At 43.1% G+C, this 25,256-nt stretch carries 18 protein-coding genes; 6 read left to right on the top strand and 12 right to left on the bottom strand.

The window, feature by feature from the left end; all coding sequences use genetic code 11:
- Positions 1 to 60: 60 nt before the first annotated feature.
- The 12 genes from NAF19_RS22010 to NAF19_RS21955 form a co-directional block, all read right to left on the bottom strand.
- Complete coding sequence (locus NAF19_RS22010; RefSeq protein ID WP_252792501.1) at positions 61 to 1,293, bottom strand: MFS transporter; 1,233 nt, start codon at positions 1,291 to 1,293, stop codon at positions 61 to 63.
- 52 nt (positions 1,294 to 1,345) lie between these two features.
- Positions 1,346 to 2,398 carry a sugar phosphate isomerase/epimerase family protein gene (locus tag NAF19_RS22005; protein WP_252792500.1) on the bottom strand — a complete coding sequence of 351 codons (1,053 nt, stop codon included), beginning with the start codon at positions 2,396 to 2,398 and terminating at the stop codon, positions 1,346 to 1,348.
- Positions 2,399 to 2,573: 175 nt separating this feature from the next.
- Positions 2,574 to 3,743: a Gfo/Idh/MocA family protein gene (locus tag NAF19_RS22000; RefSeq protein ID WP_252792499.1), complete on the bottom strand. Its 1,170-nt coding sequence runs from the start codon at positions 3,741 to 3,743 to the stop codon at positions 2,574 to 2,576.
- 175 nt (positions 3,744 to 3,918) lie between these two features.
- Positions 3,919 to 4,539 carry a gluconate 2-dehydrogenase subunit 3 family protein gene (locus NAF19_RS21995; RefSeq protein WP_252792498.1) on the bottom strand — a complete coding sequence of 207 codons (621 nt, stop codon included), beginning with the start codon at positions 4,537 to 4,539 and terminating at the stop codon, positions 3,919 to 3,921.
- Positions 4,540 to 4,641: 102 nt separating this feature from the next.
- Complete coding sequence (locus tag NAF19_RS21990; protein WP_252792497.1) at positions 4,642 to 6,069, bottom strand: Gfo/Idh/MocA family protein; 1,428 nt, start codon at positions 6,067 to 6,069, stop codon at positions 4,642 to 4,644.
- A gap of 32 nt (positions 6,070 to 6,101) precedes the next feature.
- A complete protein-coding gene (locus NAF19_RS21985; protein WP_252792496.1) occupies positions 6,102 to 7,781 on the bottom strand; it encodes a GMC oxidoreductase in 1,680 nt (559 codons plus the stop codon).
- A gap of 194 nt (positions 7,782 to 7,975) precedes the next feature.
- Positions 7,976 to 9,691, bottom strand: a complete 1,716-nt coding sequence (locus NAF19_RS21980) for a GMC oxidoreductase (RefSeq protein WP_252792495.1) — start codon at positions 9,689 to 9,691, stop codon at positions 7,976 to 7,978.
- A 1-nt stretch (position 9,692) separates the two neighbouring features.
- Entirely contained in the window at positions 9,693 to 10,265 is a 573-nt protein-coding gene (locus NAF19_RS21975; RefSeq protein WP_252792494.1) for a gluconate 2-dehydrogenase subunit 3 family protein, read from the bottom strand.
- A gap of 247 nt (positions 10,266 to 10,512) precedes the next feature.
- On the bottom strand, positions 10,513 to 11,436 hold the full coding sequence (locus tag NAF19_RS21970) for a sugar phosphate isomerase/epimerase family protein (RefSeq protein WP_252792493.1): 924 nt from the start codon (positions 11,434 to 11,436) through the stop codon (positions 10,513 to 10,515).
- Between the two features lie 9 nt (positions 11,437 to 11,445).
- Positions 11,446 to 12,981 carry a TolB family protein gene (locus NAF19_RS21965; RefSeq protein ID WP_252792492.1) on the bottom strand — a complete coding sequence of 512 codons (1,536 nt, stop codon included), beginning with the start codon at positions 12,979 to 12,981 and terminating at the stop codon, positions 11,446 to 11,448.
- 375 nt (positions 12,982 to 13,356) lie between these two features.
- Positions 13,357 to 14,427, bottom strand: coding sequence for a fatty acid desaturase (locus tag NAF19_RS21960; RefSeq protein WP_252792491.1), 1,071 nt, complete (start codon positions 14,425 to 14,427; stop codon positions 13,357 to 13,359).
- A gap of 240 nt (positions 14,428 to 14,667) precedes the next feature.
- Positions 14,668 to 16,584, bottom strand: a complete 1,917-nt coding sequence (locus NAF19_RS21955) for a tetratricopeptide repeat-containing sensor histidine kinase (protein WP_252792490.1) — start codon at positions 16,582 to 16,584, stop codon at positions 14,668 to 14,670.
- A gap of 266 nt (positions 16,585 to 16,850) precedes the next feature.
- Here NAF19_RS21955 and NAF19_RS21950 point away from each other — a divergent pair, with 266 nt between their 5' ends.
- The 6 genes from NAF19_RS21950 to NAF19_RS21925 all read left to right on the top strand — a co-directional run bounded on the left by NAF19_RS21950 (position 16,851) and on the right by NAF19_RS21925 (position 25,246).
- On the top strand, positions 16,851 to 19,676 hold the full coding sequence (locus NAF19_RS21950) for a TonB-dependent receptor (RefSeq protein WP_252792489.1): 2,826 nt from the start codon (positions 16,851 to 16,853) through the stop codon (positions 19,674 to 19,676).
- A gap of 71 nt (positions 19,677 to 19,747) precedes the next feature.
- Positions 19,748 to 20,440, top strand: coding sequence for a toxin-antitoxin system YwqK family antitoxin (locus NAF19_RS21945; RefSeq protein ID WP_252792488.1), 693 nt, complete (start codon positions 19,748 to 19,750; stop codon positions 20,438 to 20,440).
- A gap of 248 nt (positions 20,441 to 20,688) precedes the next feature.
- Positions 20,689 to 21,429, top strand: coding sequence for a toxin-antitoxin system YwqK family antitoxin (locus NAF19_RS21940; protein ID WP_252792487.1), 741 nt, complete (start codon positions 20,689 to 20,691; stop codon positions 21,427 to 21,429).
- 112 nt (positions 21,430 to 21,541) lie between these two features.
- Positions 21,542 to 23,062: a sensor histidine kinase gene (locus NAF19_RS21935; RefSeq protein ID WP_252792486.1), complete on the top strand. Its 1,521-nt coding sequence runs from the start codon at positions 21,542 to 21,544 to the stop codon at positions 23,060 to 23,062.
- Between the two features lie 4 nt (positions 23,063 to 23,066).
- The gene (locus tag NAF19_RS21930; protein ID WP_252792485.1) at positions 23,067 to 24,566 is read left to right on the top strand and encodes a TlpA family protein disulfide reductase; all 1,500 of its coding nucleotides are present in this window, start codon (positions 23,067 to 23,069) and stop codon (positions 24,564 to 24,566) included.
- Positions 24,566 to 25,246, top strand: a complete 681-nt coding sequence (locus tag NAF19_RS21925) for a LytR/AlgR family response regulator transcription factor (protein WP_252792484.1) — start codon at positions 24,566 to 24,568, stop codon at positions 25,244 to 25,246. Before NAF19_RS21930 ends, NAF19_RS21925 begins: the two co-directional genes overlap by 1 nt.
- Positions 25,247 to 25,256 lie beyond the last annotated feature (10 nt).

The following is a 25,256-nucleotide window of genomic DNA, read 5'->3' as shown; positions in this document are numbered from 1 at the left end:
ATGTATTTGTTAATTGATTTTTGGGATTTATTGAATTACAATTATAATATTTTATTGTTTCTAAACCGCAGCTGTTTTTAACGGAGCGGTTTTATTTTTTGAGCGCATATAAATTACAAGGCCGCCAAAGGCTACTATCAACACGAGCGGAATAATAAGTGTTGTATGCAATATCTGCTGACCGGCAGTAGCATTACTGCCGCCCGCTTGCTTTACGATCTCGTCATAATGTCTGCCCATAAATATAGTGTATACAGATACTGCGAACATACCTGCACCGCCCATTAAGTTAAGGCCGACCGCACCAGTATTCGGAAGATTGGTATTTACAAAGCCAAGCATAGTAGGCCAGAAAAAACATACCCCCATCCCGAAGACTATGGCGGCAAAAAATAGCATATTACCGCTTACCGTACCTAACATGTATATACCAATAGCAGCAAGTATTGTAGAAATTAACAACAATACCTGTGGTGAAACCATTTTTAAAACCGGCTTTGCAAAACCACGGCCAAGCACCATAACCCCCGTTTCAAGCGTTAACAGCAATATGCCATTGTCTGTTACGTTTTTGAGAAGCACATCTATCCATTGACCGGTAAACAATTCGGTAATTGCTGTGCCGAACATACAGATGAACATAAATAAGAAGAGTGGATTTAACAGTGCCCTGTACATTCCACCGGTACTAACGCCTGATGAAACGCGCTCTGTAACAGGAAAATCCAGTTTAGAAAAAAGGAATCCATAGATCAGTGTAGGTATCAGCATAACACCTACTTCTATTTGCCATACCAATTGTCCAGCCAAATGACCGCTCAAAATTTTGTCGAACAGCGACACGATAAGTGTACCTATTACAATTCCACCGGGAAACCATAAATGGAAATGGTTAAGTTTAGTTGTTTTGTTGTCAGTATAAAGGGACGTTACTAAAGGATTACATGCCGCTTCGACCGTACCGTTTGCTAAACCGATAAGGAAAGTTGAGATATACAACGTCCAAAATCCCTGTGCAAAAATTGTTAATAAGATACCGACCAGGTGAAAAAGAAAGGCAATAGACAACAAACGTTTCATGCCTATTATATCAACAACTATACCGCCTACTACAACTGCTATCGGGAAGCCATAAAACGCTGTAGCGGTAATTGATGCTAAAGCAGCTTTATCCAGGTGAAATTCTGTTCCAAATTTGTTTAACAGGCCTGCCCTGATACCAAATGAAAGTGATGTAACCAACAGCGACAAGCAGCTTGCCCTGAATAGTTGAGTACGGTTAATGGATTGCATTTTAATAATTTTAGGTTTATTTGTTAGTTTAAATTAATTGGTTCTTCTCTTGTTAAATGCCCAGCGTTTTGCGGTTAAATGCGTCATCAGAGCCTGATGCTGCAAAATCGTCGAACGCCTTTTCGGTAACGCGTATAATGTGATTTTTTATAAACTCAGCGCCTTCGCGTGCACCATCTTCAGGATGCTTAAGGGCGCATTCCCATTCCAATACCGCCCAGCCGCTGTAGTCATATTGTGTAAGTTTACTAAAAATTCCTTTAAAATCAACCTGTCCGTCGCCTAAAGAGCGGAAACGGCCTGCGCGGTCAACCCAATTCTGGTAACCGCCATAAACGCCCTGTCTTCCGGTTGGGTTAAATTCAGCGTCCTTAACATGGAACATTTTTATCCTTTCGTGGTAGAGATCAATGTATTCCAAATAATCAAGACACTGCAAAACGAAGTGCGATGGATCGTAAAGCAGGCAGGCACGTTTGTGATTGTCTACTTTATCCAAGAACATTTCGTAGGTAATACCGTCATGTAAATCCTCTCCCGGGTGAATTTCATAGCATAAGTCGATGCCACAATCTTCATAAACATCCAGTATCGGTTTCCAGCGTTTTGCCAGTTCTTCAAATGCGGTTTCAACAATCCCGGCAGGTCTTTGAGGCCACGGATAAACCATCGGCCAAAGCAGTGCACCGCTGAAAGTAACCGAGGCATTTAAACCTAAGTTTTGCGAAGCCTTTGCTGCGTATTTTAACTGCTGTACAGCCCACTCTTGCCTTGCTTTTGGGTTATTGCGTAAATTCTCCGGTGCAAAACCGTCAAAAAGCTGGTCATAAACCGGGTTAACAGCAACCAACTGGCCTTGGAGGTGAGTTGACAGTTCAGTAATCTCCAGTCCGTACGATTTAATCTCGCCTTTTAAATCCTCCGCATAAGTTTTGCTTTCGGCAGCTTTTTGCAGGTCGATAAAACGCGGATCGAGCGTGGGTAATTGCAGTCCTTTGTAGCCAAGGTCGGCTGCCCATTTGCAGATTCCATCAAGACTATTAAATGGCGCCGTGTCGCCTATAAACTGGGCTATAAATATTGCAGGTCCTTTAATTGTTTTCATTTAGTAGTGTGGTTCATTAGTTCACTGGTTCATTAGTTCATCAGGAGGAAGTGTTCACTGGTTCATTAGTTCATTGGGGCGGAGTGGCGAGATTTCTGGCGACATTCCCATATTCAAATCTTCAAATCAACCCATCTTCAAATCATCCGCATATCCTCACATCAAGTCTCCCACATTAAATCACATAGTCCGTCCACTTCTCATTGCTATTGTTCGACGCCACTACGTTTTCAATAAACGCCATGCCGCGGATACCATCTTCAATACCTGGAAAGTCGAGCCATTCGGCTTTTGGTTCTTCGTTGTTTATTTTTGCTGCTAACGACAGTGCGAAGTTGCGGTACAGGTTACCAAAGGCTTCCAAATACCCTTCGGGGTGACCACCTGGTGTGCGGGTGTTGTGCACTGCAAAACTCGATTCCCTGTCGCCGTAGTTACCGCCTGCACGTACAGTTTGCGCAGGTTTATCGCCCCATTTTACAATAAGGGTGTTTGGTTCCTGCTGGGCCCATTCAAGGCTCCCATGTTCGCCATAAACGCGAATTTTCAGCGCATTTTCCTCACCAACAGCAATTTGCGATGCAGTGAGCACGCCGGTAGCGTTATCTTCAAAACGTAATAACACAGCGCCATCATCGTCAAGCATGCGGCCTTCAACCACCACGTTTAATGAGGCATTCAGTTGCGTTATTTTTAAACCGGAAATATATTCGGCCAGGTGAGCAGCATGTGTACCAATGTCACCCATACAGCCGCTTTTACCCGATTTTTTAGGATCGGTGCGCCAGGCGGCCTGTGCGTTACCTTCACGCTCAGAAAGTTTGCTTAACCAGCCCTGTATGTATTCTACATAAATTTTTCTCACTTTACCCAACGAGCCGCCTTTAATTACTTGCTTAGCCTCTTTAACCATTGGGTAGCCAGAATAGGTATGGGTTAATAGCAACATCAGCCCTGTTTCTTCAAGCTTTTCCCTTAGTTGTTTTGCTTCATCAAGCGTGAAAGTTATGGGCTTTTCAATAACCACGTTGAAACCGTGGTCGAGCGCCATCATGGCGGGCCCAAAGTGGGCAAAGTTCGGCGTAACTATCGTTACAAAATCCATTCTTTTATCTTCTGGCATTTTGCTTTCTGCCAAAATCATTTCTTCGTAGTTGGTATAAATGCGGTCTTCGGGTAAAAACAGCATGTGCCCGCTTTCAATAGCGGTTTCTTTGTGGATGCTGAGCGCGCCGCATACCAGTTCAATTAAGCCATCCATATTAGCGGCAATCCGGTGAATAGCGCCTATAAATGCGTCTTTACCCCCGCCTATCATCCCCATGCGGAGTTTTCTGTGAGCCATGTTTTGTAATTAGTGATTGAGTGAATTAGTGATTTATTTTAATTAGCGAATTAGTGATTGAGTGAATTAGTGATTTATTTTAAATGTCAAATTAGTGATTGATTCGATAAATAAAATATTCATTTAATTATTAAATCAATCACTAATTCGCTAATTCACCCATTCACTAATTATCCTAGGTCGCCCACGCTTTATCGCCTTTTTTGTAAGGTACGTTACCATCGTAATGGCCCGGTATTGCAATATAGCGTAGCGCTTTTGTTGCACCAATTTCTGATGTAAAGTAGCCCAGTAAAGTAAGCTGCTTCATCATGGTGAAATAGTGGTTTGGTACTTCAGGCGCTTTGTAGTCTTTTTCGCCTTTATGCTTGGCAGCGTCTGCCTCGGCGTCTTTATTCTTTTTGGTTCCGTATTCTTTTTGCTCTTTGTCCAGGTCGATAAGCAAATCGGTACGCTGCTGTGCAGTCAGCGACATAAACTTGTTACTGAATTTCTTATTTGCAGCATCGTCAAGCTTGCCAATGCCTTCCATAAATACCTTCTGGTCTTCTGGTGTATAGCAATCCTGTACCATTACAGCCATAAAATGGCCTACATTGGCGGCTTTGGCTCCCGGCGAGCTAGTTGTTGGTAAAATGGTATCCGCTACCTCGTTTAAAAAAGCAACAGTATCTGCAACAAACAAGTCCTCTACCTTAGCGGTACCCGATTTACAGCCCGAAATAAAGAATTCGGCACCTATAACGGCACCGCCCATCAGCAGGGCAACTCTTCCTATGGCGTCTCTTCTATTCATATTAATTGGTGAATTTAATTAGTGATTGAATGAATGTTTAATTGAGAGTTAGCAAATTAGTGATTTTTTCAATTCAATCACTAATTCACTAATTCAAACTTATTATAAAGTCCATCCCTCGCGGTACTGGCGTTTTACATATTGGTTAGCCAAATCAAAATTAGTAACCCTTTGGTTCTGGTTGTCCCACAGGTATTTTATCGCTCCGCCTCTTAGCGAATGACCGCGAACAGCAAGATTTGCCATCAACAGCGCTTCGGTAAGCGGGCCGGCTTTGTCAAACGACGAGCTTAGCTCGGTTTTTCCGTATCCTGCGATACAACCTTCCACCCACTGTGCATAATGGCCTTCAGCGCCGCCTGGAACACGTGCCCATTTTTGTGGAGCTTTTGCATCCTTGGTCAACGACTTTGGCAATAATGTAGCCGCATCTGAATAGGTGCTGCAGAACATTTTCCCTTTGGTACCCACGAATAAACAGCCGTTACCTTGTTCGCCGCCCCAATCTTCGTTCGGCGCCAGCTCATCCGGTCTTTCCGGCTGTATACCTCCATCCATCCAGTGCAGTGTAACGTTGCCCAGAGTTTTAGCTGTTTTAGGGAAAGTTAGTGTGATGTGGCTCGACGGAGGGCAGCTTTCTGGGAATCTTCCCGCTTTAAACTGATCAACATAAACGCCGCCTACGCTGGCCTGTACATCAGTGGCATAGCGAATATCCAATACCCTGAAGGGGGCCTCAACAAGGTGACAGCCCATATCGCCCAGGGCGCCTGTTCCGTAATCCCACCAGCCGCGCCAGTTAAATGGTACCAGTTTATCAACGTAATCTTTTTTAGGCGCAGTACCTAACCATAAATCCCAATCCAATTCCTTAGGTATTTCAGGCTGAGGTGCAGGCCATGCAATACCCTGCGGCCAAACGGGGCGGTTTGTCCAGCAATAAACGGTGTGCACATCGCCAAGCAGGCCGGCGTCATACCATTCCGACATTAAACGTGTTCCATCATTGGATGAGCCCTGGTTACCCATCTGTGTAACTACCTTATATTTTGCTGCGGCTTCGGTAAGTAAACGGGCCTCATACAAATCATGGGTCATGGGCTTTTGCACATATACACCTTTGCCCAGTTGCATACCATGATAAGCTATTATAGCGTGGTTGTGGTCGGGAGTTGATACCGACATCGCATCGAAGTGCTTGTGTTCTTTATCAAGCATCTCGCGCCAATCCTTATAGTATTTTGCTTTAGGGAAGTTTGCCCGTGTTTTAGCCGACCTTCTATCATCCACGTCACACAAAAACGCTATTTCGGCTTTACCGCTTTTAGCGAAATTGGCGATATCGCTCTCACCTTTCCCACCGGCACCTACGCCGGCTACCAGCAGTTTGTCGCTCGGTGCTAAAAAGCCTTTGCCGCCAAGCACATGCCGCGGCACTATCATAAAGCTTGCAGCAGCTATTGTACCGGTTTTCAGGAATTCTCTCCTTGACTTGTTGTTCGCCTGATCGGTCTGTTTTTCTTCAGCCATTTTGTTTAGTTGTTATGTTTTAAATTAGGTTGTTATACGTTGCCTTTCTTTAGTTCTTCCACAGCATGAGCCGCAGCGCGGGCGGTTAACGCCATGTAAGTAAGCGAAGGGTTCTGGCAGGCACTTGAAGCCATTGCAGCACCATCAGTTACAAACACGTTTTTAGCATCCCATACCTGGTTCCACTCGTTCAGTACAGATGATTTAGGATCGCGACCCATGCGGGCGGTACCCATTTCGTGTATGCCACGGCCCAAAACACCGTCGGTGCTGAAACTGTGAACATTTTTTACGCCCGCAGCTTCAAGCATTTCTTTTGCATCATTAGCCATATCAATGCGCATCTTCTTTTCGTTGTCCTTAACCTCAACATCGAAAGATAAGATGTTTAGCCCCCACTTGTCCTTACGGGTTTTATCAAGGGTGATTTTATTTTCGTGGTACGGCAGTGTTTCTCCAAATCCACCCATGCCCATGCTCCATACTCCCGGTTCGGTTAATGCATCCTTAAATGCACCCCCGATATTTAGTTCGGCAATATCGCGGCTCCAATTCTCACGGCCTGCTGACCCCTGGTATCCAAAGCCACGGATATAGTCGCGTTTTTCGCCGTTCAGGTTACGGTAGCGTGGTATATAAATACCATTTGCCCTGCGGCCAAAGTAATATTTATCTTCATAGCCTTCAACGGTACCGCCTGCACCTACACCTAAGTGGTGGTCCATTACGTTGTGGCCCAGTTCGCCGCTGCTGCTGCCTAAACCACCTGGCCAGATGTCAGTGGCCGAGTTCATCAATATCCATGCGCTGTTTAAGGCTGATGCATTCAGGAAGATGATTTTTGCATAGTATTCGTAAGTCTTGTTTGTTTCAGCATCTAAAACCTCAACTCCCTTGGCTTTTTTGGTATCCTTATCATACAAAATTTTGGTAACGATAGACCACGGCCTAACGGTTAGGTTCTTGGTAGCCATTGCCGCCGGCAGTGTTGACGATTGTGTGCTGAAGTAAGCGCCGAACGGGCAGCCCAACCAGCATTTGTTACGATATTGGCAATTGGTACGCGCCTGCAATGGCTGGGTAATATTTGCCGTACGGCCGATGATCATTGCGCGCTGGTTTTTATAGTACTCCATCAGGCGCTTTGATAAATCTTTCTCTACAACGTTCATTTCCATCGGTGGCATAAAGTCACCATCGGGAAGAATGGCTAAATGATCTTTATTGCCAGATATACCCGCAAATTTTTCAACATAGCTATACCATGGCGCCAAATCTTTGTAACGGATTGGCCAATCGGTGCCGATGCCGTCTTTTAAGTTTGCTTCAAAATCAATGTCGGCCCAGCGGTATGACTGCCTGCCCCACATCAGTGAGCGGCCGCCTACGTGGTATCCTCTAAACCAATCGAAACGCTTTACTTCGGTATAAGGGCTGTCTTTATCACTTGCCCAGTAATCAAGGTTGGTTTCGTTTAATGGGTAGTCGCGCTTAAGCACCGGATAGTCCTTTATCATTTCTTGTGTACGCCCGCCACGGTGAGGGAATTCCCATGGGTCCTTTGTAGCGTTCACGTAATCTTTAATGTGCTCAATGTTACGGCCACGCTCAAGCATAATGGTTTTCAGGCCTTTTTCGGTAAGTTCCTTTGCAGCCCATCCGCCCGAGATTCCTGAACCGATGACAATGGCGTCATAAGTATTTTCAGACATGTTATATTGAATAAAAGGTTAAATAAATTTCTGTTAAATTGGTTAATCGCTAAATGTATGAACAATAAATTATCGAACAAATATTCCATTGTGTTTTTTTAACACAATAATAGGCCAATCGTATCAAAAAAGCCAATTTTGGGTTAATTTGTATAAATATTTTCGACGCTGAAATATGTAAAAACTGCATTTGCTTAGCTTAAATTGCCTTTCTTCAATTCATCAACTGCATGGTTGGCCGCGCGGGCGGTTATGGCCATGTACGTGAGCGATGGGTTTTGGCATGAAGTTGAGGTCATGCAGGCGCCATCAGTAACAAAAACATTTTTACAGGCGTGCACTTGGTTCCACTCATTAAGTATGGATGTTTTTGGGTCTTTACCCATGCGCGCCCCACCCATTTCGTGAATATCCAGTCCTGGTGCCCGATGGTCGGTTGAAGGGTGGATATTTTTAAAGCCTGCCGAGGTAAACATCTCTGTTAGCTGTTCAATAAAATCCTTTTTCATCTTCTCATCGTTATCATCATAATCAACCGAAACATTTAATAACGGAACACCCCAGTCATCTTTCAATTTAGCGTCGAGGCTAACATGGTTAGTGTCCTTCGGTATGGTTTCACCCATAAATTGTGCGCCAACATACCAGGGACCAAGATCGCCTTTCACCAAGCCCTCTTTCAGGCTTGCACCAACGCCTTCATATTTATGCTGCTGGTACCTGTAGCCGCCAAATGTGCAGGCGTAGCCACGAAGAAAATCGGTTTCCTGCTTATAAACATTCCGAAAACGCGGTATATACCCGCTGGTTGGTGAGCGGCCATCAACTGTCCATTCTTTTAGTCCGTCGTACTCGGCACCGATGTTAGCAGAATAATTGTGAAATGCCACAAATTTACCCAGCACACCACTATCGTTACCAAGCCCGTTTGGAAAACGGCTTGAGGTAGAGTTTAACAGCACAAGGTTGGTATTTAAGGCCGCAGCATTTACAAATATTATTTTTGCGTGATACTCTATAGCTTCTTTTGTATTGGAATCGATGACGCGCACGCCGGTCGCTTTGCCCTTTTGCTCGTCGTAGATGATGGATTGCACAACCGAATGGGGCCTTAACATCATATTGCCCGATTTTTCGGCCCATGGAATGGTAGACGCATTGCTGCTGAAATAACCGCCGAAGGGGCAGCCGCGCTGGCAAAGGTCGCGGTTTTGGCATTGCGTGCGCCCTTGGTCAACGTGTATTTGGTTGGGCTTTGACAAGTGCGCACAGCGGGCGCTTATCACGTGCCTGTTTTTATAATGAGTTTTAAGGTGGTCGCTAAAATACTGCTCCACATCGTTTAAAGGGAAACCGGGCAAAAATTCGCCATCAGGTAGTTCGGCTAAGCCATCTTTGTTGCCCGCGATGCCTGCAAATTTCTCTACGTGGCTATACCACGGCGCAATATCTTTGTAACGGATGGGCCAATCGACAGCATAGCCATCACGGGCGGGCCCCTCAAAATCGAAATCGCTCCATCGTTGGGTTTGCCTCGCCCATAATAATGATTTCCCCCCAACCTGGTAGCCGCGTATCCAGTCGAATGGTTTTTGCTGCACGTAGGGGTGTTCCTTATCTTTTACAAAAAAGTGCTGCGAATCTTCACCGAAAGCATAACAACGGCCAACTATAGGATTTGCTTCCATAACGGCCGATGGTAGCTGCCCGCGGTGCTCAAACTCCCAGGGCATTTTATTGGTGGTTGGATAATCTTTTATATGTTTTACATCACGGCCCCGTTCAAGCACCAGCGTTTTAAGGCCGTTACCGGTTAATTCCTTGGCTGCCCATCCCCCGCTTATACCCGAACCAATGACAATGGCATCAAAAGTGCGCTCTTTAACGCTGTCGATATTTAAATTAGCCATTTTATGCTGTCTTCAGTTTTAGTTTGCTAATCGGGTAATGGACTACATACCGACCGGGAACCAACTCATACACAATTTCTTTAGTCATAAAATATTGGGAGTTTGTATAGCCAAACACTGTTTGCCCTTTAACGCCCCAATAAAAATTGGTGATTGGGTCGGGCGGTGTATTTTTTTGAGGTTTGTTTTTTGTTACCGGTGGCTTTTCAATGGCCATCAAAATAGTTTCGCGGGTTTTCGTGTCTAAATCGCCAAATTCCTTTCCGTGCTCTTTCTTAATTTTTGCAGTGAACGCTTTCATTCCGGCGACAAATACCTCCTGGCCTTTTTTGTCGTAGCAGTCGTCAATCATTAATAAAACAAACGCAGGCAGGTTTAAATCTTTTGCGCCGGGTGTGGTTGTTTTTGGAATAATGGTTTCGGCCACATCGGCTATCAGCCGCTGTCCATCCTCATCAATATTTACGTGTTTCAGCTGAACATACGACGAACCATCTTTACCAACGCACGATGGCAAAAGCACCGCGCCGCTAATTACAAGGGCAAGATTTTTTATTACAGTACGCCTGTTCATTTAAGCTAAATTTGGGTGGGGCAAAAAATCATGTATAATTAACATTTAATAATATAAAATGCAAAATAACTTTGGTTTTTATTTAACCGGTTTTTAAGTATTGGTTAAATAAGAACGTTGCATTTATTATAATCTTATAGCTAAGATATAGATATGCAGCATTTTGCGTCTACATAGCACCAGACAGTAAAACATTTATTACTTAGATACGCCCGGGGCTCCGGGGCGTATCTCAATTTCAAAATGGCTAATAACCCCATTTAGTCATTACATGTACATCTGTTATTATACATTCAACCGGGTCTTTGCCCTGGTACGACTCCTGCTCGATGATAAATTGCGAAGTACCGCCTTTTTTGCGGGCCGTTTTTAGTATCTCTTTCATAGGCATTATTCCCTCCCCTATTATGGTGCTTTCATAACCATGGCCCATTTCGCCTTTCTCAGCAACCTTAATTTCGTCCTTCACGTGCATCAGCTCAAAACGGCCCGGGTATTTATCTAAAAGTGCCAGCGGTTCACCACCGGGAACGCCTGCCATATTGCCTGTGTCCAATTGCTGCGCAACCAGCTCGGGGTCGGTGTTTTTTAGTATAAAGTCGAACAAGTTACTGTCGCCCACCTTGGTGCTGAACTCAAAGTCGTGGTTGTGGTAGCCAAATTTCATTCCATGCGCCTTACATAGTTCGCCGCATTTGTTAAACTGCTCCATAAATTTTTTCAACCCATCCATGTCTGTCCGCAGGCTTTCATCAAGCCATGGGCTTATCACATAACGCTGTCCAACTTCTGCAGCATCTTCAATGGTATATTTCCATTTATCAGTAAAGTCGTTTTTGCTGCTGTCCCAATCCTTGGCAGTCATCACTGTGTGTCCGCTCGGCATCTGCATGGAAAGGTCAGTCAATATCTTCTTAAATTCTTTAGCGGTATAGCCGTAAAATTTACGACTGATGTAGTTGGCATGCTCTACGTGCTTTATATCACCTGCTGCAAGTTTTTTAAGGGTGCCCATCGGGTCTTTACCCATGGCATCGCGTACGCTATAAAGCTGTATGCCTAACCTGGTTAATTTTTTCTCCCCGGCCAGTAAGGAATTGGGCAGTAAGGCGGCACCGGCAACAACCAGCGCGCTGTTTTTTATAAATGTTCTGCGTGATGAATCCATCATTATTAGAGTTTAGTTAGTTGCGGTTGGAAATACTGGAAACAATAAATTGGTGTTACTTACAAAAGCCAGGTGTTTGCTGTCAGGCGACCAGGATGGGGTGTTGATGGTACCCTGCCCGCCATAAAGATAGGCAATAACTTTTGACGGGCCACCTTCAACGGGCATCACCCTTAAGTAAACGTGTTTATAAAAAGGATGGTCGCCTGGCGCTACTTCGCTTTTCAGGAAGGTGATATACTCAATCCATTTGCCGTCCGGCGAAATATGCGGAAACCAGTTATTGTAGTCGTCATTGGTTAACTGGGTTTGTTCGCTGCCATCAGCTTTCATACGCCAAACCTGCATAAGCCCGCTTCGAACAGAGTTGAAATAGATGTACTTGCCATCGGGCGAGTATTCAGGACCATCGTCAAGACCGGGAGTATTGGTTAGCTTTTCTTCGGGCCCGCCGGCAACAGGAATGCGGTAAACGTCATATTCTTTATTACGCGCCCCGCAAAATACCAGGTATTTACCATCCGGCGACCAGCCATGCATGTACGACGGGCCGATTTCAGTCATTCTTTTCGGTTCACCACCGGTGGTTGGCACAATCCAGCCAATTGAATTGCCGGTTTGGTCGGCACTGCTAATGGTTAGCCACTTGCCATCGAACGATAGCACGTGGTCGTTATTGTTATTTTTTGCAGAGCCTGTATTAAATACTGTGGGGGTATTTGTTTTTAAATCAAACTTGTACAGTAATCCGTCGCTGTTGTAAAGCAGGTTTTTACCATCAAGCATCCAGTTTGGAGCTTGTAACGATTTTGGCGACTGGTAAACGATCGTGCTATTTTGTGTAGCCAGATCGAGTATTTCAATGTTGCTGCCTAAATATTGCTTGTAAGGCACCAGGGTGGCCGGTGCAGGTATAACAATCCTTGTATTATTAAACACAGCCTTTTCGGTAACATTAGCATTGTGCGAGCATATAAATATACCCACATACACATCATCGCCCAAATCAACATCGCTTACCTCATCTTCCGTAAACAAATCGCCTTTGCGGGCAACCGACATAATGTATTTATTACCATGCCTTTCTAACTGGATAACATCCGCGTGGGTAACTGTTGATTTTTTCTCCTCTGTAATGCCGCCATCTGTTTTGCGGAACTGCAGCGAGGTGAGCCCGTCGCCATGCACAACTGCATTTATTTGCTTCGAGGTTGAATCGAGCGAGGTGCGTACCATAAAGCCAATTTTGCGATGATCCTCAACGCCTTTACCAATAAAGGCAGCATTGGTGCGCAGGATAAAATCGCCTTTCATTTTTTTCCATACAAAATGGAAGCCGTCAGCTTTGGCCCAAATATTGGTGCCGGAGCCCGAAAGATTATATTCCTGTGTTTTGGGATTAAAGCTACCAGTACCTTTATGTTTTACCACCCCAACATCGCCCTGCTCATCAAAAATACCGATGAATCCGCTTTGGGCACGGGCAAACGGTTCGATAGCAACCAGCAAAGCCAGCACCAGGAGTAAAGAAAATATCTTTTGCTTCATTTTAATTTAGGGTTTAACGATGAGAAAATTGGTTTACTAAGTTAAAAAACCATTTGCAAATGGTATAATACTTTTTTAACAATAGTGTATTTTTTACAAGATCAAATAATATTGTTACAGTTAACTGTATTACGCAACACAAGCCTGCGAACTGTGCTGGTGAATTGCGCGCCTTCTGGGGCTTTGGAGATTGTTCTTCAATTTAAGAAACTATGTTTTTTAAAGCACTGGAACACTAACCTGGCAAATAAGTAAACAAAACACCCAGCCCCAAAGGGGCGGCCACCGTCAGCGCAGGTCGCAGGCCTCCGTTAAACAACAAAACCCCGATATCCGGGGCTTTACTGTTTTATTTAGATATATTTTGCTTACCTGTTACTCGGTCACCAATTCAGGCTTTTTAATTTTAACAAGGTCTTTATCAACTGCTGCGGGTGCTTTGCAGTATTCAAGGTAAAAATCTTTTTTCGAGTCACGGTACCAGCTAACAGCACCTATCATACTCATAAATTTAATATAACACCATGCCAAATCAAGCTGGTAAGGTTTAAAGCCAGAACGTGCGCTTTTAGGGTACAGATGATGATTGTTATGCCACTCACCTGCAACATAACCTGGCCATAACTGGTTGATCGACATATCCTCGCGGTTATAGTCAACCCCATCGCGGCGTTTGTCCTGCCCTTTACCGTGTCCTTCGTAATTAAAAGTACGTACGCCTACTGCCCAAAAGCCTGCTGCGCCGAAAACGGCACATGCCAAACCCATACCGCCAATCAGGTAAAAGGCGGCAAACCAAAAACTCCAGTTTAATATTATACCAATAATAGTACGAACCGGCGGCGCCAATGTACCCCATTTTTTATACTGCGTGTAAGAATTACAGGTTACGCCAGTATGTTTCATTAAATTAACACATTTTGCGTAGTCTTTTTCGCTCATACTTCGATTTATGGGCTGATGGTTTACATCGGCCAGGAAGCAGTAAAGGAAACCGCCTTGGGCGTTATAAGGATCGCCTGGCTGATCAGATAATGCGTGGTGCACATGGTGCGACACTGCATAAATTTCTTCCGGGATTATCTTCAGTGTGAGGTTCTGGGTAAAAAACCGCCAGAAATTATTTTTAAATTCATAAGCGCCATGGGTACAATACCGGTGGTGCCAAATGGTGCCATGGGTCCCCATAATTATCATGCTGTAAACAAAAGCAACTATAAGGCCTGTTATTGAAAAATATTTAAATAAAAACAGGAAAAGAAAAGGTGCAAGAATCACAATAAGCATCCAGCTTAAAAATGAAAGCCAGTTTTTTTTGTTTTTAAAAACATTAAGCCTCGAGAAAAATTCTTTGATAATTTGGCTCTGGGTTGGTTTTGCTAAGTCGCCAAGACTGTCCTTCCACCCATACGCGGGCGGTTCAAGCACGGTGTTTAAAAATGCCATTATTTAATGGAGAGAGGGTTTATTCAAGTTTATTTATACAGTAATAACACCGTAAAGTAGGTATTATTTCATTACCACAGCCAATTAAAACACAACCGTGCTGAGTAAAGGCGCGCAAAAGCTGTATCTTTTGTAATAATAATGTCTATAAATGTGGCTTTGGGGGCAGCAGGGGCAGATTTAAGAAATTCTCGCGACAAGAAAATAATTGTCAGAATGACTGAAATTATTTATCCACAATTATGCATATGCTCCTACCAGCGGCAGGCTGAAGTAAAAACAGCTTCCTTTACCAACTGTTGATGTTACCAATAACTTACCCCCGTTTAACTCGACCAATTCCTTACATAACAGTAAGCCAATACCCGTTCCACTCTCGCCGGACGTACCGGAATGCGAGAAATGGGTGTTTATAGAAAACAGCTTTTCTATCTCATCCCTGTTCATGCCTTTACCTGTATCCGATACACTAACTATTAACGAATTGTAGTCGACCTTTGTGGCAAGGGTAACGCTGCCATTGCTGTCGGTAAACTTAATTGCGTTGCTAACCAGGTTGCGTAAAACTACTTTTATATGATTTTCGTCGGCCTGAACGGATTGCCCTGCAAAAGCACCATTAATAAACCCGATGCCTTTTTGCTGCAGGTGATGCACAAAGGTTTGTTCCATTTCAACGCCGAGTAAAAATATATCTACATTAGTTGAATTAACTGTTTTACCCTTTATATGGCTACCGGCCCACTCCGTTAAATTCGACAGGGTAAGCTCGGCACCTTTTATTATGGGGCCAATTTCGTGCATCAGATCAGTCACCTCATTTGCGGTAAGATAGCCGTCGTTAAACATTTCTATAATATTACTCATGTTGGCTACAGGTGTGCGCAAATCGTGCCCTATAACTGCCAGCAATTTATCCTTTAACCCGTTTACCGACTGTAAGTTGGAAGTTTGAACCTCAATCACCTGCTTTTGCTCTAATAATGCTTTATGTTGGTTTTCGAGCTTTTGGCTTAGCATTTTCTTTTGCTTGTACAAATACCACGTGATAAAAAGTACCGATATTAAAATGACCAGCGAGATTGAAAGAATTAGAATCAGCTTTGTTTGCGCTTTAATCTTCGCCTTATTTTCGGCGTCAGTAATTTCCATCAGCTTAATATCGTTGAGCTTTGCATTTAAGGTGTGATAATTTTGTATAAGCTGGATGGTTTTTAATTTTGATGATTTAGTGACGCTGTCGCGTATTTGTGCATACACTTTTTGATAACCGAGGGCTTGCTTTAAATCATTTTTTTTCTCAAAGCTATTTGCAATTAACTTGTAACCTTCGGCTTGCGCATCAATTAGCCCAATACTATCAGCAAGACTGATACCTTTTTTGGCGTAGCTAATAGCGTTGTCGTATTTCCCGACTTCATCATTAATAGCAGCATATTCAATTAAAGTTTTGGCCCTTAAACGTTTGTTTACCGTTTGCATGCTCATTTTAAATGCAATATCGTCATGGTACAGCGCATTACGATAATCTTTCATGCTTTTATAAATCCCACCTAAACGCGCATACAAAACAGCAATATTGCCGGTTTCGTTTATTCTTTTGTTCAGCGTTAAGGCGTATTCGGCATCGGCAATGGCTTTATGATAGTTTTTAAGTGCACAATAAACATATGACTTCTCGCTAAAAACTTCTGCAAGACGTCCAATATCATTGCCTGCGTACCCTAATGATTTGTCCAGGTTAATCAACGCCTGGCTGTAGTTACCCAAATCGGCATAAGTGCGCCCAAGGGCATTGTAAGCATCCGACAGGTAAAGCGACTTGTTCGCCGGCAAATTAGTTATAGCTGAATTTAAGTAGAATAAGCTGATGGTATAATATGATTGCGACCAATAAACGAGGCCGATATTATAAAAACTTCGCCCCTTGCCAATAGTATACCCATATTTTTGCGATAGCAACAGCGCATTTTCTGCTAGTTTACGGGCAGAGTCGGGTGAATTAAGATAGACGTTGTAAGCAGCGTTGTTTAACCTGTCGATTTCGGCGTAAGTTGTCCGGATATTACCAATAGGAGATTGACTATGCACAACCGTTTGGGTTGCAAATAGCTTCGATACAAGTAGAAATGGCAAGATCAGTATAAAACCTCTCATGGGCATTATTACGAGGTTAGGTGAATAAAGGTTGTAGTGGAAAAGTCGGAACTCGAAAAAGTCCGGAAAGAAGAAAGTTTGTAAGGCCATTTATAATTCAAATCGGTTCAATCACTTAAAATCAGTGTAATCCCACAAATAATCGCAACAATTACATGACAATCAGCCTCTAGTGCAACATTATTATGACAGGGAATAAATAATTAAACCTTAGATATATATTCACAGTCGTTAGCTATTAATGATGCGTTTGATTTGAAATGAACATGAAAATCCCCCTGCTTTCGTTTCTTTTTTTGTGGCTGTTCTTTACTGCAGCCCTTGCGCAGCAAACATCTAAGCCACCGTCGCGCGAGGTATTTGGTACCGTTGTTGACAGCACAGGTGTAGTACCTGCAGTTAATGTTAAAATTTCGTCGGCAACCGATAGTGTTACGGTTACCACCAATTTAAAAGGCATTTTTGACTTCCCAATTGTTACCTCAAAAAGCTTTAAAATAACAGTTAACGGCATTGGATACGAAACCTTTACCCGCCGCTATGTGATGGAAGATGGCACCAAGCCCATCAAACTCGACCCTATTAAGCTAAGGGCTCAAACCAATATGCTAAAGACGGTAACCATAAACGGGGTTATTCCAATCACCATAAAAGAAGACACTATTGAATATAAGGCAAGCGCCTATAAAGTGCGCGAGGGTTCGCCGGTTGAGGATTTGTTAAAAAAGTTGCCGGGCGTAAGTGTTGACGCCAATGGCAATGTTACTGCACATGGAAAGCAGGTGTCGAAAGTAAGGGTTGACGGAAAAGACTACTTTACCGGAGATGTACAAACAGCGACGCAAAACCTGCCTGCCGATATTGTGGAAAGCATACAAGTAATTGATGACTATGGCGACCAGGCCAACCTTACCGGCATAAAAACCGGCGACCCCGATAAAATTCTAAACATCACCATACAAAAAGGAAAAAAGAAAGGCCAGTTTGGGCAGGGTACCATTGGCGCCGGTAACGACGACCGCTACCAGGCCAAGTTATCGGCCAACGCATTTAATAACGATCAACAGGTTTCGCTACTGGGTACGGTTAATAATAACAATACTAATGCTTTTAACCTGGCCCAGGCGGGTGGAAGCGGCGGGCGTTCGGGCCGGAGCCGCGGTGGAGGCGGTGGCAGCAGTGATGGCGGTGTGAGCACTGCGAATGGTATAACCGACAACAAATCGTTAGGGTTAAACTACCGCGATGCCTGGGGCAAAAAAATCACCATTTACGGCAGCTACAGCTTTGCAGATAAGGATACCAAATCAACAAGTACATCATTGCAACAGGATGTTTTTCAATCCGGCTCGCTGATAAATAATGACAATACTGTAGACGAAAACCACAGTATAAACCACCGGTTTGATTTTAACATGGAGTATAAAATAGATACTGCAAACTATTTAAAAATAAACCCCAATTTTTCCTACGGCTCATCGCACGATAACAATACAGATATATTCAGCAACATGCGCAATGGGGCTACTACTACAGGCAATGAATTTTCATTAACCAATTCGATGGCGCCAAACGGCGGGGCTACTGTACTTTATAACCACAAATTTTCGAAAAAAGGGCGTAACTTAAGCATTAGTGGTAGCTACAGTTATTCCAAACGCGACCAGGATTTTAATGATAAATACACCACCGTACAGGACAGTATTGTGAACCCGCTTTATCAGCAAATAAATACAAACAGCAGTTCGAACAGGTTTAACGTTCATTTCTCATACATCGAGCCGGTTGGCAAATCAACCTACCTGGAAGCTAGTTACAATTATAGCCGGACAAATACCGACAATAACCGTTTCAATTACCGCATTGACCCTTTAACAGGTACGCAAACTTATGTCGATTCATTGAGCACGCTTTATAACTACCAGTTTGTTTCAAACCGCATTGGCCTTAATTTCAGGGGCGTGAAGGCCAAATATAATTACACCATCGGCCTTTCGGCACAACCTAATACCCTTACCGGCGAATCGCACAATTTCCAGACAACTACTAATACTTTTAATTTGGTACCCACTGCCCGGTTGGTATATAATTTTCAGAAGAACCATTCACTAACCATCAACTACAGCGGCAATGCCAGCCAGCCAAGTTTTGCCCAGCTGCAAGTACAACCCGATTATTCAAACCCGCAAAATGTGGTTTATGGTAATCCTGATTTAAAGCCATCGTTCAGCAACAGCATCAACCTTCGCTATAATCAATTTGATATCGCCAGTGGCAATTCGCTATTTACCAACCTATCGTTTAATACTATTGAGGACCAGATTGTAGCCAATACCGCACCGGTAACTACAACCAATGCAGCGGGCGGTTCTACCGGCTCACTGGCAACAAGCACCCGGCAGCAAACCCATTATTTAAATACTAATGGCTATTACTCCATGAATGGCAATTATGCCTTTTCGAAGCCGTTTGATAACCGCAAGTTTACACTAACACTGAATGGCGGGGCATCATACAATAACAACGTATCGTACATTGAAGACCAACGCAACCTTGGCAAAAATTGGGTTTTAAACCAGGGCGCAAAACTGCGGGTTGATATTGATAGCGTAATGGACACCGAAGTGAGCGGAAATTACAGTATTAACACTACCAAATACAGCCTGCCATCATCAATAAATACCAATGCCAAGACATGGACAATTGGACTTGATGGCCGCAGCTACTTTTTTTACAACTGGATTTTGGGATACAACCTGGTACAAACCATAAATGAAGGTTTCAGCAGCACGGTTAAAGCCAACCCTACCCTGCTAAGCTCGTACATTGAATGCCAGTTTTTAAAGAAAAATATTGCGTCGCTTCGTTTCCAGGCATTTGACTTATTTAATCAAAATACCGGCGTTACCCGTACCGTAAGCGGCAACCAAATTATAGATACCCGCACCAACAGGTTGGGCCGTTATTTTATGCTGACATTTACCTTAAGGCTGCAAAAATTTGCTGGCTCTGCGCCGCCAAAAGGCGGGCGTGGCGGTGGCCGCAGAGGTGGAGGCTTTGGCGGCGGAGGTGGCGGTCGCAGAGGTGGTTGATAACCGTCCTATTTTATTTTTTGAATTTGCCCGTACAAGCTTTATATTAGTCGAAAACCAATATAAAGCTTGTGAAAATTTGCCTATCCCTGTTTTTTGGCCTGTTTTATATAACAAATTGCCTTGGGCAGGATACCGTTAACCATAGAAACTGGCTTACCAATACAGTTTTAGAAAGGTACAAAACGCTTAAGCCTGACGAAAACACCCGCGTCGGCCCTTATAAAGCTTACTACAAACGCAGGACTTTGATTGCCGAAGGCAGGTATGATAAAGGCGTGAAGGTTGGCATGTGGACTTTTTATGATGATGAAGGCAAACTAAGTGAGAAATACGACTTTGACAAAACCGAATATATTTACGAAGCCCCCCTGGATACAGATACCGATATCCACTTTGCTTTTGATGCCGAAATAAAAGCCAGCGACAGGGTTACCCGTCCTTTGAAAATTGGTGGGATGTATTATGGCTTAATCCCCTACATTAACGTTTTCCGGCTGCCTTTTGAAACCGAAGGAATTAATATGGATTATTTTGATGCCATTGTTGAGTTGCTGATAAGCCCCGGAGGCAGGCTGGCCGATCATAAGGTTCGATTACTTTCAAAAGCCTATAAGTACGATCAGACCTTTAACTTTGACGTTGGCCTTTTTGGCGAAGAGGATAAACAATTCACACCGGCATCGGTAAACAGGCAACCTGTGTTGTCCAGAATATTTATTAGGTGTTCTATTAATAATGATGGGAGTTTGGACTTTTATTAAGTGCTCATAGTTAATGGTTCATAGTTCATGGTAGCTACGGTTACCGATAGACTATCTACTATACCCGCCCTATTGTCTTTGTCCGCCTTGCCAACCACTTTAGTAGTGCTTTCGGTGGTATATGAGAACGCTGGCCTACCGGATAAAGTTCCCCGATATATTTTTGAAATAGCCCGTACAAGCTTTATATTAGTAGAAACCAATTATTTGTGAAATTTCGCCTGCTTTTATTTTTAGGGACATTTTATATGTACGTATGTTTTGGGCAGGATACCGCCAACCACAAAAACTGGCTTACGAACCTGGTGCTTGAAAGATACAAAACCCTTAAACCGGATGAAAACATCCGCGTCGGCCCGTACAAAGCGTATTTCAGGCGCAAAACGCTGATAGCCGAAGGTAGGTATGACAGAGGCGTAAAGGTCGGCGTATGGAATTTTTATAACGAACAAGGTAAGCTAAACCAAAAGTTTGACTTTGATAAAACCGAATACATTTATGAAGCCCCTTTAGATAGCAATACCGACATTCAGTTTGGCTTTGATGCTGAAATAAAACCGGGCGACAGGGTTACCCGCCCTTTGAAAATTGGCGGGATGTATTATGGCTTAATCCCCTATATTAACATTTTCCACCTGCCTTTTAAAATCGACGAGTATGGTATAGATAATTTTCATGCTGTTATAGAACTGCTGATAAGCCCCCACGGCAGGCTGGCCGATTATAAAGTACGGGTGCAATCGGCCACCTATAGGTATGATCAAACCTTTAACTTTGATGTAAACATGTTTGGCGAAGAAGATAAACAGTTTTCGCCTGCCACTGTAAACCGGCAGCCTGTACTTGTCCGTTTATTTATCAGGTGCGCAATCAATGCCGACGGAAGTTTAGACTTTTTCAATTCTAATTCATGGCTGATAATTAATGGAGCATGGATGAAGAGAATTATGTACCAACAACCAGGAGTCAGTATTCCCCAGGAACCTTAACAGCCATGAGCTGCGGACTACGGACTTCTTAAAATTCATAAATTCGTCACATATTTTCCAGCCTTAGTCACATTTTATTTCGGATGAGGGTTAATCATGGTAAGCTTGTATCATGAAACTCAAAAACATAGAAATTGCCATTGCAACCATTATACTGCTGTTAGCCGTTTATAGTTTACTGGGCTCTGTTAACGGATATTTAGCCGGGCGTTATTCCGACTCGGCTTATGGAAGGGAGTTATTTAAAGCTAAAGGACTAACCTTCAACTTCTTTATCAATTATTTTTTTCCAATCCTGATAAAATATCTTGCTATTTATGCCGCCTTCATCTGGATTTCCTGCTCACTTCCGGATAAATTTATAACACAGCAAAAATGGCAAAAAGCAATTTTATCAATTATAGCCGGCATACTTGTAATGTGGCTGCTGTTTGTTTTGAGCGATTGTTTGGACAGGCCGTATGATGACTATATTTTACCGGAATCATTATTCCGTGAGTTTGGAGTAGCCACAGGTATGAGCGGACTGATGCTTTTGTATGAGATTTTTAAACAACTGACAGTATGGTTATTAAAACGGGATGAGGCAAAAAATTCGTGGAAAAACAATTCACTTATAACAAATGTGATATGGTTTGTTTTAATATGGGGTGTTACCCTATTTGGGATTATATTATTACAGCCATATTGGGGTGTTGGGTTATTTATAGCGCTTATAGCTCCTTGTGCTTTTATAACCTATCTTGTGTGTTTGTATGTTTTAATTCCACGGTATTACCAGTCTGAAAAAGGTGTATTTTGGTTGCTTTTGACGGTAATTACATTGGGCATAAACATCCCTTTTAATGGCTTTTACTCGGGAAAAGCATCATATGGCAGACTAGATTTCCTAATCCTGTTTCTCTTCATCTGGTTTTTACAAGTTGCCATACTTGTTCCGCTGAGCTTGTACCTTTATAAAATAAAAAAGGAGCGTTCAGCCGAACTTACTACCTTAAAAACTGAGCTAGGTACTTCAAATGCAGGGTTGCAGTTTCTGCGCTCACAGATCAATCCGCATTTTTTGTTTAATGCCCTGAATACGCTTTACGGCACAGCCTTAATCGAGAATGCCGAAAAAACAGGCGAAGGCATCCAAAAGCTGGGCGACATGATGCGCTTTATGCTGCACGAAAATCACCAGGATAAAATTGCACTAAGCCGTGAACTTGATTACCTGCATAACTATGTCGACCTGCAAAATCTGCGTATTGCTTCGTCGCCCAATATTAGCATCGAAATGCAAATTGAAGACATCATCGGCTACTACGAGATAGCGCCCATGTTGCTCATCCCGTTTATTGAAAACGCTTACAAGCACGGTATCAGCTTAAAAGAAAAATCGTGGATAAAAGTAACCCTGTACAAAAAAGATGAGGTTTTACACCTTGACGTTTATAACAGCATCCATCCTCAAAAAGAAAACGACCCCGAACGCTACCATTCCGGAACCGGACTGGAAAATGTAAAGCAGCGGCTTGCTTTGCTTTATCCTAATAAACACGAACTTGTTATCCGGCAAAATGCACAGGAGTTTTTTGTTCACTTATCAATTGCACTTTCTTCACAACATCAACCTAAAAACAACGCTTAACATTATGAAAAAAATAGCATTGAGTTTGTCGCTTATATCAATAGCGGCCCTGAACGGCTTTGCCCAGTTTAAATTAAGCGGCCGCATAAAAAACTATAGAGGCACTGATTCCGTTGTGCTGAATATCCCCTTTGTTTATGGCAATTACACCGAAAACAACGTCAAAATACCGGTGGAAAGTTCGGGCGTGTTCAACTTCACGGTGCCGGTAAAATCGCAAAAGTTTGTTAATTTCTCTTATAAAAACTTAAGCGAAACGCTATTATTGAGACCCGGCAAATCGTTGTCGCTGGTGCTTGATACCACAGGTAAAGTGCTCACAATTACAGGTACTGCAGCTAACGAGAACAGGGTTTTTAACAACGCAAATCTGAATGAAATCCCATTCTTTTTAAAATATGACAACCAGCAAAACCCTTATGCAAAAATGCATTTTGATGAATTGCAGGAAAAACTGGTGAAACCGTGGTTTAGCCAGCGGGATGAGAAGATAGCGAATGTAATAGCGTCGAAGCTGACTGCTGGTGATAAAAAGCTCATCGTGTCCGAAATTAATTACCAGGCCCTTGTACAGTTAAACTATTTTGCCTACGGCGTTATTTATGCCGATAAAAAACTGGTCAACAAGTTTATTTCTACCAACTATGGGAGTATAGGCACCGACCCAGCAGTTTCAAGCCCAGGCCTATTTTATTCTTATTTCGCTGATGGCTATATCAATTATATAAACGGGAAAATATTTGCCGAATATGGCCCTGCTGATGAACGCAGCAAAGCACCTTTTTTAAGCGTTTATCACATCAGCCTGGATAGTGCAATGGCGTTGGGTAAGCGTTATGGCAACAGCTACGTGCATTGGTTTTTATTTAAACAATACTTTAAAAAAAAAGTTGCCGAACAATACCTGGCCCAAACCATTTGGCGCGAATGTCGCGAAAACGACATCAGCCAAATAAAACCCCTGATGACGGAATTTGAAACCAATTTCCCAAAAAGTATTTATATAAACGTGCTGAGGGCAAAAGTGAGGAAGATTGAATTATTTAATAAGCAAAATGAAAGCCTGAAAAATATCAACGTGTTTGATGGCTATGAGAAGGTAAACTCTATTTATGAAGTGGTTAATGCCTTTAAAGGAAAAGTAATATATTTAGATCTTTGGGGAACGTGGTGTGGCCCCTGTAAAAAGAAACTGCTCTACGGACCGGAATTAAAGCAACACTTTAAGGACAAGGACGTTGTGTTTGTTTATTTAGATATGGACGAGGATGACAAGGATGCCGACTGGAAAAAGTTCATCCGTTTAAATGGTGTAACAGGCATCCATTTGCGCAAAAGCAGGGCGGATATCGGGAAATTTTGGGATGAATTGCTGTCGGCTGGGCACGAACGCCTTTATCCCTCTTATTTTATTTTCGATAAAACAGGTAAACTGGTTCAGGCCGACACCAAACGCCCAAGTGACGGCACCGCACTTTATACTGAATTAGAAAAATATCTTTAATGATAAAAGCCATAGCAATTGATGATGAGCCACTGGCGCTCGAAGTGATAAAGTCGCTGGCGGCAAAGGTGCCGTTTATGCAGGTAGTGGCATATTTTACGGATGCTTTTGAGGCCATTGATTTTTTAGCGAGGGAACATGTTGATTTGATGTTTTTGGATATCAAAATGCCCGACATATCGGGAATTGAGCTGATGGAGAGCCTGCAACAAAAGCCGCTGGTAATTTTCACCACCGCTTATGCCGAACATGCTGTTGCCAGCTATGATCTAAACGCCATCGACTACTTGCTGAAACCTTTTGCATTTACCCGCTTTTTAAAGGCCTGCCACAAGGCAAATGAACAATTATCTCTGAAACAAAAGGCAACGCCGGCCGATAGCATTTTCATTAAAGCCGGCTACGAACAGATTAAAATAGCTTTTGCCGATTTGCTATACCTGGAAGGAGCAGGTAACTATATGAGTTTTATTATGCTTGATGGCCGCCGGATAATGTCGCGGCTTACCGTTACCGAGGTAGTTTCGTTATTACCGGCTGATACTTTTGTGAGGGTGCACCGCTCGTATATTGTTAATAAAACAAAAGTCGACAAGATTGAAAGACATCAGATGCATATTGGGAAAGTTTTAATACCTGTGGGGAGTTCGTTTGATGCCGGGCAGCTGCTCCAGCCCTAAATAATCGTCC

It is taken from the genome of Mucilaginibacter flavidus (genome assembly GCF_024055575.1).
In the GTDB taxonomy this organism is placed as follows: domain Bacteria; phylum Bacteroidota; class Bacteroidia; order Sphingobacteriales; family Sphingobacteriaceae; genus Mucilaginibacter; species Mucilaginibacter flavidus.
This window is presented reverse-complemented; position numbering and strand designations above follow the sequence as displayed.